Genomic DNA, 14,260 nt, shown 5'->3' with positions numbered 1-14,260 from the left:
GAGGACACACCCGTTCCCATCCCGAACACGGAAGTTAAGCTCTTTAACGCTGATGATACTTGGTGGGTAACTGCCTGGGAAAGTAGGACGTCGCCGGGTAATAAAGTACAGTAATAAAACTGTACTTTTTATTTTTAATTTATGATCCATTAGCTCAGTAGGCAGAGCACTTGACTTTTAATCAAGGTGTCCGGCGTTCGAATCGCCGATGGATCACCAATAATATCTGGTGGCAATAGCGAAGAGGACACACCCGTTCCCATCTCGAACACGGAAGTTAAGCTCTTTAGCGCTGATGATACTTGGCGGGTAACTGCCTGGGAAAGTAGGACGTCGCCGGGTAATAAAGAACAGTTGAAAATTCAACTGTTCTTTATTTATTTTACAGCATAAAATAAATGTATAAATATTGATAAGATTTATAATTATAAAATACTCTTGACAAATTTAATAAAAATTACTACAATATAAACAGTAGTGCAGTATCGTACGCATTGCGTCTCGCTGGCCTGTATTTGCCAAATATTAACATATGATATAAATTAAATTTTTTTGGTCATACTAATTTAATGTTTGGATAAGCAGGGCAAGCAAAATATGGTGGTGATTATTTTGAACAATTCAGCAATCAAAGTCTATTCAGAAATAGGAAATTTAAAAAAGGTTTTATTGCACAGACCAGGCAAAGAATTGGAGAATTTGATGCCAGAATATCTTGAAAGATTGCTTTTTGATGATATTCCTTATTTAGAAATTGCCCAGAAGGAACATGATGCTTTTGCAAATATTTTTATAGAGCAGGGAATAGAAGTTGTTTATTTGGAAGATTTAGTTGCAGAATCACTTTTCAATGATGAAATAAAATTACAATTCATTAATGAATATATTGAAGAGGCTGGTATTAAAGAAAATAGAGAATCAGTCATACTAAAGGAGTATTTTTTATCTTTTGACAGTACTAAAAAAATGGTTCTTAAAATGATGGAAGGCATACGTAAATCAGAAATAAATGATTACAGAGGCCCAAGGCTGGCAGATTATTTAAGCAATCAGTATCCATTTATAATTGACCCTATGCCTAATTTATACTTTAGTAGAGATCCATTTGCTACAATTGGCGAAGGGGTATCAATTCACAAAATGTTTACAGTTACCAGAAATAGAGAAACTTTGTTTGCAAAATATATATTTAATTGTAATCCTTTATATAAAGGAACAAAATTATTTTATGACAGAACTGAAGAATATTCTTTAGAAGGTGGAGATATATTAGTTCTGAATGAAGAGACGATTGCTGTTGGTATTTCTCAAAGAACTAATCCAAATGCTATTGAAAAGTTTGCAAGTTTGTTACTGACAGAAGACAGCACATTTAAGAAAGTATTGGCAATTGATATACCTAAAACAAGAGCTTTTATGCATTTAGATACAGTTTTTACAATGGTAGATTATGATAAATTTACCATTCATCCAAATATTAAGTCTGAAATAGCTGTTTATGTAATGCAAAGAGGTGATGATGGAAAGGTTCATATTACTGAAGGCAAAGGCTCATTAGAAGATATTTTGAAGAAAGCATTGAATTTGGATAAAATCAAATTGATTAAATGCGGTGGAAACAGCATAATCGATGCATCCAGGGAACAATGGAATGACGGTTCAAATACATTATGTATTTCTCCAGGTCAAGTTATCGTATATTCAAGAAACTATGTTACAAATAAAATATTGCAGGAAGAGGGCATTAAGACATACATAATGCCAAGTTCAGAATTATCAAGAGGAAGAGGCGGCCCAAGATGTATGAGCATGCCTTTAATAAGAGAAAAAATATAAAAAACAATTGCATAGATGGAAGATTTTTGATAATATGTAAAAATACAATAAAGTAAATAAATAATCGTGGAGGATTAGTATGGCAGTTAATTTAAAAGGAAGAAGTTTTTTAACACTAATGGATTTTACATCAACAGAAATTAGATATATGTTGGATTTGGCACATGATTTAAAAGCAAAAAAAAGATCTGGTGTGAGCAATTATTTGCTCAAGGGAAAAAATATAGTATTGTTATTTGAAAAGACATCTACAAGAACAAGATGTGCATTTGAAGTTGCTGCTCTGGAAGAAGGAGCGCATGTTACATTTTTAGATTCAGGCAGTTCACAAATGGGAAAAAAAGAATCATTGGAAGATACAGCAAAAGTTTTAGGAAGGTTTTACGATGGAATTGAATACAGGGGCTACAAACAACAAGTAGTAGAAGATTTGGCGAAGTATGCAGGCGTGCCTGTATGGAACGGATTGACAGATATAGATCATCCGACACAAATTTTGGCTGACATGCTAACAATTGAAGAGCATGTTGCAAAACCTTTAAATAAAGTTAAGGTTGTTTTTGCAGGAGATATTAGAAACAATATGTCATATGCTTGGATGTATGGATGCGCAAAAATGGGAATGCATTTTGTTGCATTTGGACCAAAGGAACTTGAAGAACAATTAGATAAAGAGACTATGAAAAAAGTGTATGAAGTTGCTGAACGTACAGGTGCAAAAATTGAAGTATCAGACAGTGTTGAATCAGTAAAAGGAGCAGATGTAATCTATACAGATATTTGGGCTTCAATGGGTGAAGAAGCACAAATACCTGAAAAAGTAAAAATGCTAACTCCATACAAAGTTACTATGGAGTTGCTAAAAGCTACAGGTAATGATGATGTAATATTTATGCACTGTTTGCCAGCATTCCATGATTTTGAAACTAAGATGGCAAAAGAGCAAAAAGAATTAGGCTTCGATATAAGAGAAGTAACAGATGAAGTATTTAGAAGTAGACATTCTGTAGTATTTGATGAAGCAGAAAATAGAATGCACACAATTAAGGCGGTTATAGTAGCTACTATCGCTTAATGAATATAGGGCGACTAATTTAAGAGAGGTTAATATGGATAGAATAATAAAAGTAGTTATAGCATTGGGAGGAAATGCTTTAGAAGATAAAAGCATGCCACCAACAGCTGAAGCACAATTGGAAATAGTAAAAAGAACTTCAGAATACTTAGCGGATATTAGTTGCGCAGGCTATGAAATAGCCATAGTTCACGGTAATGGACCACAAGTTGGAAGATTATTGTTAGCATCAGAAACTGCAAAGGATGTTACTCCTCCAATGCCATTCGATGCTTGCGGTGCAATGACTCAAGGATATATAGGATATCATATTCAACAAGGTTTGAAATATTCTTTAGCTAAAAGAAACAGAATACTTCCTGTTGTAACAGTAGTAACACAGGTTGTAGTAAATAAAAATGATCCTGCATTCGAAAATCCTACAAAACCAATCGGAGTATTTTATACTGAAGAAGAAGCTAAAAAATTGGCTGAAGAAAAAGGATATACAGTTAAAGAAGATGCCGGCAGAGGATGGAGAAGAGTTGTTCCTTCACCAATGCCTGAGAGAATAATAGAAGTTGATACTATAAAAAGATTGTGGGATTCAACAATTGCTATTGCATGCGGCGGAGGTGGCGTTCCAGTTATAGAAAATGAGGACGGGTCTGTTGAAGGTATTGCTGCAGTAATAGACAAGGATTTAGCTGCAGAAAAATTGGCAGAAGATATTGATGCAGATATTTTAATGATATTGACAGAAGTTGAAAAAGTATCAATTAATTTTAAAAAGCCAAATCAGCAGGATTTATCCAGACTGACTATTATAGAAGCTGAAAAATACATGGAAGAAGGTCATTTTGCACCAGGCAGCATGCTTCCGAAAGTAATGGCATCAATTAAATTTGCGCAGTCAAAACCAGGAAGAAAATCAATAATTACTTCTTTATATAAATCCATGGATGCTTTAAATGGTTTAACAGGAACAGTTATTGAAGGTTAATAATTATATTTAAGCAAAAAGAAAGATGAATTATAATTCATCTTTCTTTTTTTTGTACTTAAAACAAAAGGGCGATATTTTTATTGTTATATATTTTGTTCTTGCAATTGATTCAATATTTGATTTGTTGCATTGACTTCAATATCACTTACAGTAAATGGATTTATTTCTTCATGTCTTGAGTTCATATTTCTAAAAGCATTAGTAAGCATAAGCTTAATACGGTTAATTTGGTTAACTTCACTAATTCCTGCATCAAAGTCTATAGGAACAATATTTGATACCGGATAAGAATCTTTAAGTTTTTTAATCATACCTTTACCTGTAATATGATTTGGCAAGCATGCGAATGGCTGCAAGCACAATATATTATTCACGCCGCTGTCTAAAAGCTCAATCATTTCTCCCGTTAATAACCATCCTTCCCCTGACTGGTTAGCAAGAGACAAGAATTTTTCAGCCTTTTGAGCAATTTCTGATATAAATGAAGGAGTTGAAAATCTTTTTGAACGTTCGAACGCTTTTATACTTGCCTTTTTATAAGATTCAAGAGTTTTAACAGCAATATTATTTATTGCCCTTGATTTTTTTGTTCCACTTAATAGTTCATCATATTTTACTATACCATTAATTGCGCTGTATGAGAAGAAATCCAATAAATCAGGCACAACAACTTCAACACCTTCTTTTTCTAAGAGAGAAAATACATCATTATTGGCATTAGGGTGGAATTTAACAAGAATTTCACCTACAATTCCAACTTTAGGTTTTTTGATGTTCTCATCAAGCTCGATGTTATCGAAATCATTGACAATATCATTTATTGCTTGGATATATTCTCTTATTTTTCCAGATACTATTACTTTGTGGCACTTTTTAACCCAGTTATTATAAAGATCATTTACGGAGCCTTTGATTTTTTCATAAGGTCTTGTTCTGTAAGTGGCACGCATTAAAGTATCTCCTATTACCACGGACATGATTAATCTGTTGACAAAAGGTATCGTAAATTTAAAGCCTGGCTGTTTTTCTAAACCAACTACGTTAAAGGATATTATAGGAATGTTTTCAAAACCAGAATCTTTTAATGCTTTTTTGATAAATCCTATATAATTTGATGCACGACATCCTCCACCGGTTTGAGAAATCATAAGGGATGTATTTTCTAAATCATATTTACCAGATTCCAATGCATTAATCAGTTGACCAACAACAATTATGGACGGATAGCATGCATCATTGTTTACAACTCTAAGTCCCACATCCACGGCTTTTTTATCAACAGCAGGAAGAACTACAGCGTTATATCCAGACATTTTTGCAGCTGTTTCTATAAATTGAAAATGAATTGGAGACATTTGAGGGATTAGTATAGTGTGCTTCTTTTTCATTTCCTTTGTAAATAGTGGAACAGCGTTAGTGCTTTCTATGTACTTATGAGATATTTGGATTTTATCTCTTTCTTCAATTGAAGCAAGCAATGAACGTATACGAATTCTTATGGCACCTAAATTTGTTATTTCATCAATTTTAATTAATGTATATATTTTATTATTCTTATTAAGTATTTCATTAACTTGGTCAGTGGTAACCGCATCAAGTCCACAGCCAAAAGAGTTGAGTTGAACGAGTTCCAAATTCTCCATGTTAGATACATAAGTAGCTGCAGCATAAAGTCTTGTATGGTAAGCCCATTGGTCAGTTATTCGCAGTGGTCTATTAATAGGATATCTATTTTCCAAGGAATCTTCAGATAATACAACTAACCCGTAGCTTTCTATCATTTCAGGAATACCATGGTTGATTTCAGGATCAACATGATATGGTCTGCCTGCCAGGACTATACCTTTTTTATTGTTTTTCTCTAAATATTCAATAGCTTTTAATCCTTCATTTTTAACATCTGCTTTATACGCGAACAACTCTTCGTAAGCTTTTTCAGCAGCGTATTTGATTTCATCTAATGTTAATTTTTCTGCATCTCCAATTTCTTTGTACAGCTTATTAACAAGTTTTTCCTTATCATTTAAGTTTAAAAATGGTTTATAAAATGTTACATCTTTAAGGTCTATATTTGCTTTAATAGATTCAGGATATGATATAACAACAGGACAATTAAAGTGATTTCCTGCATGTTCATCTTCCTTGATATTATAATAAATACAAGGATAGAAAATTTTAGTGATTTTTTTATTCATAAGGTCTATTATATGGCCGTGGGTTATTTTGCCAGGGTAACATACAGATTCAGAAGGGATGGTTCCCATTCCAAGTTCATATATTTTTTTGCTTGATACTCCGGAAAGAACAACTCTATATCCAAGACTTGTAAAAAATGTAAACCAAAATGGATAATCTTCATACATATTTAACACTCTTGGTATGCCAATCAAGCCTCTTCGCGCTTCTTTAAACGGTAATGGCTTATAGTCAAAAACTCTTTTGTATTTATATCTGTAAAGGTTCGGCAAAGATTCTTTTTTTTCGATATGTGTATATTTTTCAGCTCCGCGTTCACAGCGGTTTCCGGAAACGAAGTATCTTCCGTCAGAAAATTTATTTATTGTTAGAAGGCAATTGTTGGTGCAAAGTCCGCAGCGTTCCATGGATGTTGTAAATCCAAAATTTTCAAGATTTTCTTCTTTGACAAATGAACTTTCTTTAGAAGGGTCATATTTGTTTTTTGCAATAATTGCTGCACCGAATGCACCCATTATTCCTGCTATATCCGGTCTTACCACTTCGCGACCTATTATTTGTTCAAATGCACGAAGTACAGCATTATTATAGAATGTTCCGCCTTGAACAACAATTCTATCACCGATGGAATCAAGAGATTTTAAACGAATTACTTTAAACAATGCATTTTTAATTACAGAAACAGATATTCCTGCAGATATATCGCTTAAAGTTGCTCCTTCTCTTTGAGCCTGCTTGACTTTTGAATTCATGAATACTGTACATCTTGTTCCAAGATCCACAGGATTTTTTGAAAATATTGCAGCTTCTGCAAATTCATTAACAGTCATTTCAAGGGACTTTGCAAATGTTTCAATAAATGAACCACATCCAGAAGAACAAGCTTCATTAAGCATTATAGAGTCAATAACTCCATTTTTAATTATCATGCTTTTCATGTCCTGACCGCCTATATCAATGATGAAGTCTACACCATTCAAGAAGAAATCAGCAGCTTTGTAGTGAGACACTGTTTCAATTTCTCCGTTATCTACATTTAAAGCAGCCTTAATCAAATGCTCGCCATAACCTGTTACCGCAGTATTCGCAATTTTGATGCCAGGATGCATTTTGCCATACATTTCTTTAACGGCATTAACAGCAGAATTTAAAGGATTGCCTTCATTGCTTGCATAGAAAGAATATAAAATTTCTCCTTCATCAGTTATAAGAACAAGTTTTGTAGTTGTAGAACCAGCATCTATTCCTAAAAATGCAGAGCCAGAATAATCATCAATATTTTTTCTTTTTACCTTATGTTTATTGTGACGTTCTAAAAATTCATTGTAAGCTTCCCTATTTTCAAACAATGGATTTAAATCCTTCTTGCGATATTCAATATTTGAATGTTCCATTGTGTTTTTTATTCTAATATAAAATTCATTGAAATTTTCACTTTCGTTTTCAACAGCCCACAAAGCTGCACCCATTGCAACATAATAATTTGCATCTTCCGGGCATATAGAATTCTTTTCTGTCAATTTCAATGTTTCATTAAATCTTTCTCTGAGTTCGGACAAAAAGTACAAAGGTCCTCCCAGAAAAGCAACATTTCCCTTAATTGGTCTTCCTTGAGCAAGTCCACTTATTGTCTGGTTTACAACAGCTTGAAAAATAGATGTTGCAATATCTTCCTGCCTTGCACCTTCATTTAACAACGGTTGTATATCTGATTTTGCAAAAACGCCACAACGGGAAGCAATTGGATATATTGTTTTATGTTTTTTTGATAATTCATTTAAACCTGTGGCATCAGTCTTCATTAAAACAGCCATTTGATCTATGAATGCACCTGTACCTCCTGCACAAGAACCATTCATACGCTGTTCTAAGTTACCTGAAAGATATGTTATTTTTGCATCTTCTCCTCCAAGTTCTATAACTACGTCAGTATTCGGTATAAACTTTTCTATTGCTCTGGTTGATGCAATAACTTCTTGAACAAAAGGTATGCCTAGAAATTTTGACACGTCAATGGCACCTGAACCTGTTATGCTGATTTTAATCATGCTGTCTTTTAGGATTTCAGATGAATTTTTAATTATTTCGTTTACAGTATTCTTTATATCGGAATAATGTCTTTTGTATTGTTTGTGAACTATATTTCCTTTGTAATCTATTACAGCTATTTTTACAGTAGTAGATCCTATATCTAGTCCTACCAAGTAATTTTCCATTATTTCCTCCAAAGCTTTACAGCTTTATTTTATATTCATCTTATATAGTATATTTAATGTAAACTATATTATATCATTTTATTTATTAAAATCAACAAAATAAATTTTCAAAAAAACTGCAATTTTTATGCTGTATATTTGAAAGTATTAATACTCTTGAAAAAGAAAATATGTAAAAATATGGCGCCAAAAAAATTGAAATAATTATTTAAATATTGCATTATTTTAAATAAAAGTTTATAATGAGGTAGACTAAAACGTTTACAAAGACAAAATTTTACAAATGATTTAATAATTATTAATATCGGGAGGATTTTATGAGAGGAAAAGTATTATCATTATTAAGCGTATTATTGGTTTTAACTATGCTTCTTTCTGCATGTGGAGGTACAAGTACTTCTGCTCCGGATGAAGAAACAATTAAAATTGGTTGGATTGGATCTTTAACAGGAGATCAGGCAGTATGGGGAACATGTGAAAGTAATACAATCAAAATGTTAATTGAAGAAGTAAATGCAAATGGCGGAATTTTAGGAAAACAAGTTGAAGGTATTTATTATGACACAAAGGGTGATGCTGCAGAAGCTGTAAATGCAACAAAGAGACTTATAACACAAGATGGTGTTGTAGCTATACTTGGACCTAATGCAAGTGGTCAGGCAATTTCAATATCAGCTGTTCTTGAACAATACAAAGTTCCTGATATTGCAACAGTTGCAACAAATCCAAAAGTTACTGTTAATGATGACGGAACTGTTAAAGGATACAATTTCAGAGTATGCTTCATAGACCCATATCAAGGAGCAGTTGCTGCAGGTTATGCTTACGATAAATTAGGACTTAAAAATGCAGCAGTATTATATGACGTAGCAAGTGACTACTCTCAAGGCTTTACTGAATTCTTTGAGAAAACATTTACAGAAAAAGGCGGAACAATTGTAGCAAAAGAAGGGTTTAAAGAAGGCGATGTAGATTTCAGGCCGCAATTGAGCAAAATTAAAGAAGCTAATCCAGATTTAATATTGATGCCTTATTATTATAAGTAAGTTTCATTAAGTGAAAATCCAGCAAGATAACTTGGAATAGAAGCAACATTAATCGGTGGAGACGGTTGGCCTTCAGATCAACTTATGACTATGGCTAAAGATGCTATTGAAGGAAGCTATATAGTAAACCATTTGGATTTTAATGATCCTGAAGTTAAACCATTGCAAGATGCTTACAAGGCTAAGTACAATCTTCCTTTAGAATTAAACGGTTATATGGCTAATGATGCATTCTTGTTGCTTCAAGCTGCAATAACAGATGCTAACAGCACAGATCCTGTTAAGATAACAGAATCATTGACTAAAGTATCTGTGGAAGGTGTAACAGGAACAATAAAAATAAGTGAAGAGGATCATAACCCTATAGGAAAACAAGCAGCAATTGTTAAAATAGAAAATGCAAGCTATGTATTCCAGGAAAAATATGGCGTTGAATAGCTAATGAAGAGGCGGGTCTGACCCGCCTCAAGTTTCTAAACAACAGGAGGTTGTAAATGAGCGGATTATTTTTGCAACAGGTTATAAATGGATTGTCTATTGGCAGTGTGTATGCTTTAATGGCAGTTGGTTACTCTCTTGTATACAGTATAATGAACTTCTCTAACTTCGCACATGGTGGAGTTATAATGATAGGAGCTTATATAGGATATTTTTGTCTCACTTTGTTAAAGGTTCCATTTTTTATTGCATTTTTAATATCGGCTATAGGTGCGGGGTTATTGGCTGTAGCAATGGAAAGAATTGTTTACAGGCCTTTGAGAAAGAGGAATGCACCTTTTCTGTATTTTATAATTTCTGCAATGGGAGCATCAATATTCTTAGAAAATGTAGTAATAGCTTCTCCGATAGGGCCTACATTCAGATCCTATCCGGCTGTTTTTTCCACAACACCTATAATGCTTGGTAATGTTGCATTGGGGAGAATAGATCTTTTAATGTTTGTTATATCTGCAATTAGTTTGATTGGCCTAGTATATATTATTGAAAAAACTAAGGTAGGTTTGTCTATAAGAGCAACTTCATACAGTATTAAAGGAAGCACTTTGATGGGTGTTAATGTTGATATGGTCATTTTTATTATTTTTGCTTTAGGAGGAATACTTGCCGGACTTGCCGGAATGCTTTTTGGTATGAAATATACCGTTTATCCCCAAATTGGAAATATTACTACAAAATCATTCATAGCAGCAGTTTTTGGAGGACTTGGAAGTCTCCCGGGAGCTGTAATAGGATCGATTTTGCTTGGTTTAATTGAAACAATGGTTTCTGGATACTTCTCGTCACAATACAGAGATTTGATTGCATTTGCACTTTTGATATTAGTGCTTGTTTTTAAACCTACCGGGCTGATGGGCAAATCTACAGAAGATAAGGCATAGGTGGTGAAGATATGAGCTGGGGTTATGGATCAGGTATACTTATATTATCAGGCATAAATTTAATGACGGTTTTGGGGCTTTCTCTACTTACAGGTTTCACAGGTTTGTTTTCATTTGGCCATGCAGGATTTATGGCAATAGGAGCATATGTAGCTTCTACTATTACCATGAAGGTCAATATGCCATTTATTCCGGAATCATTGTTGTGGATACAGTTTTATATTGCATTAATAATAGGAGGCTTGGCCGCTATGCTCGTGAGTTTGCTTTTAGGAAAACTTACGTTAAATTTAAAAGGTGACTATTTTTGTATTGCAACATTGGGATTTGGCGAAGCAACAAGGCTGATACTTGACAATGTGCAATATTTTGGAGGCGCTAGAGGACTAGCTAATATACCTACGGAAGGAACTACAACTTTGTTCAATGTTGTAGTTATTAATATTGTTGCTATTGCTGTTCTGGTATGCATTATCAGGTCAAGGCACGGCAGAAACATGGTTGCCATAAGGGAAGAAGAATTGGCAGCGCAGACGATTGGAATTGATGTATTTAAGTATAAATTGACAGCTTTCGCAATAAGCGCTCTTTATGCAGGAATTGCAGGAGGCTTGATGGCGCATTATCTGGGATATATTCAGCCGATTATGTTTAAAATGGTTAAATCTACAGAAATGACTATAATAGTTATATTTGGAGGTTTAGGAAGTATATCCGGAAGTGTTGTTGGAACCATACTTTTAACATTCCTTCCTGAAGTATTAAGAAGTTTCTCTGAATGGAGACTTGTAATATATGGGGTAGCTGTTATTATTATTATGATTTCAAGGCCTCAAGGACTTATGGGAGGAAAGGAAATCAGTTTCAAACCTTTTATTAAATTAATGAAAGGCAGAAAAGACAAAGTGAAAGAGAGGGTAAAATCATGAGTGTACTTTCTCTTAGAAACCTGACTAAAAGATTTGGAGGACTTACTGCTGTTGATAATGTAAATTTTGATATTGAAGAAGGCGAAATATTCGGATTAATCGGACCGAACGGAGCGGGAAAAACAACAATATTTAATCTGATAACAGCAATATATTCTGTTTCTGAAGGAGAAATATATTTTTGCGACAAGAAATTATATAAATTAAAACCATTTGAAATTGCCAATATTGGTATAACTAGGACGTTTCAAAATATTAGATTGTTTAAAAAATTAACTGCTTATGACAATGTGCTTACCGCATGCCACAAATTAGCAGATTATAGTATTTTAAGTTCGGTTTTAAGGATAGGAAAATATAAGAATCAAGAAAAGTGTTTAAATGACAAAACTGTTGAACTTTTAAAACTAATGGGATTGTGGGAATACAAAGATGTTGTGGCATCAAATCTTCCTTATGGACTTCAAAGAAAACTTGAAATAGCAAGAGCGTTAGCACTGGAGCCAAAACTTCTGCTTCTTGACGAACCTGCAGCAGGAATGAATCCTGAGGAAACTATGCAGCTTCTAGATCTTATCAAAGAAATAAGGGATAAATTCAACTTAACAATATTGATTATTGAACATCATATGGATTTAATCATGGGTTTATGCGACAGAATATTTGTGCTTAATTTTGGTATTCCTCTTGCAATAGGAACTCCAAAGGAAATTCAGGGGAATAAAAAAGTTATTGAAGCTTATCTTGGAAAGCAGGAGGTTCAATATGCTGAAAGTTGATAATTTGCATGTATATTATGGAGGTATTCATGCTCTCAAAGGAATATCCATTGATGTTGAACAAGGGAAAATAGTATCTATAATTGGTTCAAATGGAGCAGGAAAATCAACTTTGATTAATGCAATAAGCGGTACAGTAAAGTACAAGGAAGGAGAAATTACTTATAAGAATAATAAACTTCCAAAATTAGCTCATAAGATTGTCAAAGCTGGTATATGTCAAGTTCCTGAAGGGAGAATTATATTTGCAAACTTAACTGTTATGGAAAATCTGAATATGGGTGCATTTTTAAGAAATGATAAAAATGACATTGCAAGAGACAAGAAAAGAATATTTGAACTTTTTCCGATATTAAAGCAAAGAGAAAATCAAATTGCCGGTACATTGTCAGGTGGAGAACAACAGATGTTAGCTATGGGAAGAGGACTTATGTCGAATCCCGATTTAATACTTTTAGATGAACCATCATTAGGCCTGGCTCCTTTGCTTATAAATACTATATTTGATATTATTCTTGAAATTAAAAACATGGGCAAAACAATTCTGCTTGTTGAACAAAATGCATTTAAAGCTTTGTCAATTGCTGACACAGCATATGTTCTTGAGCAAGGTATTGTAACATTGCAAGGTGATGCTAAAGACCTTATTAAGGATGAAAAAGTGCAGGAAGCATATCTGGGGAAGAAAAAAATAATGACAGTTTAATATTGGATAAATGAGAAATCTCAATATAATGAGATTTCTTTTTTATGCACTAGGAAATAAAACTTTCCTAGTGCATAAAAACGAGGATTGTAAAGGACGGGACGTCCTTGCCGTTAGGGGGACATAGGTCCCCCTAGCGGAGTTGCGGAGTAACATTAATAACTGTAAGTATAAGTACATAGAAGAAAAATTAATTTGGATGTATTGATTAGTAAAATTACATATGATATAATAAGCAACATCAGCACGAATGATACAAGGGAGGTTCAAATGTTTGCTTTAATTTTAATTTTGAATGATATTTATAAGCTGGATGATATACATGAAGTGTTTTATGATGAAGAAATTGGCGCAACAACAATTGACAGCCAGGGAATGGGAAAAGTGCTGTTAGATCACAATATAAATGTACCAATGTTGGTAAGTGTAAAAAAGCTTATAGATGGAAGAAAACCTTACAGCAAAATAGTATTCAGCATTATTAGGGATAAAGAAAAGCTGGATAAAGTAGTTGAAGAAATACAAAAAGTGTTGGATTACTTCAAAGAACCAGGAGTAGGATTCATGTTTGTAATGCCGGTTGTTGAAGTATACGGTTCAAACTCAGATGATATAAAATAAAATATTACAAGGTATGATAAGGGATTATCATATCTTTTGTTTTTCTAAAAAAATCAATGTGAAAGTAAAATTGTGTTATTGACAATTATAATGCCTTAGAATATAATGAGGTAAATGATAATGATTATCAATATCACGTAATTAAAAGGAGGACTGCGATATGACTATGACATTAGATAATATTAAACCAGGTCAAGGCGGCATTATCACATCAATCGGCGGACAAGGTATGTTAAGAAGAAGGCTGCTGGATATGGGACTAACTCCTAATACACGTGTTAATGTTAGAAAAGTTGCACCAATGGGAGATCCTATAGAATTATCCATAAGAAGTTATGTATTAACTATAAGAAAAGAAGAGGCATCAAAAATTGAATTAAAAGAGGTATACTGTATATGAAGTATGTCTTTGCACTAGCAGTGAATCAAAATTATGGAAAATCAACACTTTATAATAAGTGGCTCTGATGCAATCCACGAGTCTGAAATCTC

At 33.4% G+C, this 14,260-nt stretch carries 10 protein-coding genes, 1 tRNA gene, 2 rRNA genes and 1 pseudogene; 13 read left to right on the top strand and 1 reads right to left on the bottom strand.

What is annotated here, in order from left to right; translation table 11 throughout:
- From rrf (SA378_RS05895) to arcC, 6 genes are all read left to right on the top strand, one after another.
- Positions 1-99: ribosomal RNA gene (gene rrf / locus SA378_RS05895) — 5S ribosomal RNA — on the top strand; the annotation flags it as partial.
- Between the two features lie 44 nt (positions 100-143).
- Positions 144-219, top strand: a tRNA-Lys gene (locus SA378_RS05890).
- Between the two features lie 6 nt (positions 220-225).
- Positions 226-342, top strand: a 5S ribosomal RNA gene (gene rrf / locus SA378_RS05885).
- A 267-nt stretch (positions 343-609) separates the two neighbouring features.
- The gene (arcA, locus tag SA378_RS05880) at positions 610-1,836 is read left to right on the top strand and encodes an arginine deiminase (RefSeq protein ID WP_318525054.1); all 1,227 of its coding nucleotides are present in this window, start codon (positions 610-612) and stop codon (positions 1,834-1,836) included.
- Between the two features lie 79 nt (positions 1,837-1,915).
- Positions 1,916-2,911: an ornithine carbamoyltransferase gene (gene argF / locus SA378_RS05875; protein ID WP_318525053.1), complete on the top strand. Its 996-nt coding sequence runs from the start codon at positions 1,916-1,918 to the stop codon at positions 2,909-2,911.
- Positions 2,912-2,945: 34 nt separating this feature from the next.
- On the top strand, positions 2,946-3,893 hold the full coding sequence (gene arcC, locus SA378_RS05870; protein WP_318525052.1) for a carbamate kinase: 948 nt from the start codon (positions 2,946-2,948) through the stop codon (positions 3,891-3,893).
- Positions 3,894-3,979: 86 nt separating this feature from the next.
- Here arcC and SA378_RS05865 read toward each other — a convergent pair whose 3' ends face one another.
- Complete coding sequence (locus SA378_RS05865) at positions 3,980-8,308, bottom strand: acyl-CoA dehydratase activase-related protein (RefSeq protein WP_318525051.1); 4,329 nt, start codon at positions 8,306-8,308, stop codon at positions 3,980-3,982.
- 317 nt (positions 8,309-8,625) lie between these two features.
- Here SA378_RS05865 and SA378_RS05860 point away from each other — a divergent pair.
- From SA378_RS05860 to SA378_RS05830, 7 genes and pseudogenes are all read left to right on the top strand, one after another.
- Positions 8,626-9,792: pseudogene (locus SA378_RS05860) on the top strand (ABC transporter substrate-binding protein).
- A gap of 56 nt (positions 9,793-9,848) precedes the next feature.
- Positions 9,849-10,733 carry a branched-chain amino acid ABC transporter permease gene (locus SA378_RS05855; protein WP_318525050.1) on the top strand — a complete coding sequence of 295 codons (885 nt, stop codon included), beginning with the start codon at positions 9,849-9,851 and terminating at the stop codon, positions 10,731-10,733.
- An 11-nt stretch (positions 10,734-10,744) separates the two neighbouring features.
- Positions 10,745-11,662, top strand: coding sequence for a branched-chain amino acid ABC transporter permease (locus tag SA378_RS05850; protein ID WP_318525049.1), 918 nt, complete (start codon positions 10,745-10,747; stop codon positions 11,660-11,662).
- Positions 11,659-12,441 (top strand): ABC transporter ATP-binding protein, encoded by a 783-nt coding sequence (locus SA378_RS05845; protein WP_318525048.1) that lies wholly within the window; start codon positions 11,659-11,661, stop codon positions 12,439-12,441. The genes SA378_RS05850 and SA378_RS05845 overlap by 4 nt, the downstream gene beginning before the upstream one ends.
- Positions 12,428-13,147 carry an ABC transporter ATP-binding protein gene (locus tag SA378_RS05840; protein ID WP_318525047.1) on the top strand — a complete coding sequence of 240 codons (720 nt, stop codon included), beginning with the start codon at positions 12,428-12,430 and terminating at the stop codon, positions 13,145-13,147. Before SA378_RS05845 ends, SA378_RS05840 begins: the two co-directional genes overlap by 14 nt.
- A 270-nt stretch (positions 13,148-13,417) precedes the next feature.
- Positions 13,418-13,768 (top strand): hypothetical protein, encoded by a 351-nt coding sequence (locus tag SA378_RS05835; RefSeq protein ID WP_318525046.1) that lies wholly within the window; start codon positions 13,418-13,420, stop codon positions 13,766-13,768.
- Between the two features lie 166 nt (positions 13,769-13,934).
- On the top strand, positions 13,935-14,168 hold the full coding sequence (locus SA378_RS05830) for a FeoA family protein (RefSeq protein ID WP_412178675.1): 234 nt from the start codon (positions 13,935-13,937) through the stop codon (positions 14,166-14,168).
- Positions 14,169-14,260: the final 92 nt, after the last annotated feature.

Source organism: Sedimentibacter sp. (assembly GCF_033447055.1).
GTDB lineage: Bacteria > Bacillota > Clostridia > Tissierellales > Sedimentibacteraceae > Sedimentibacter.
The sequence above is the reverse complement of the archived record's forward strand: the minus strand, read 5'-3'. Positions and strand labels throughout refer to the sequence as shown.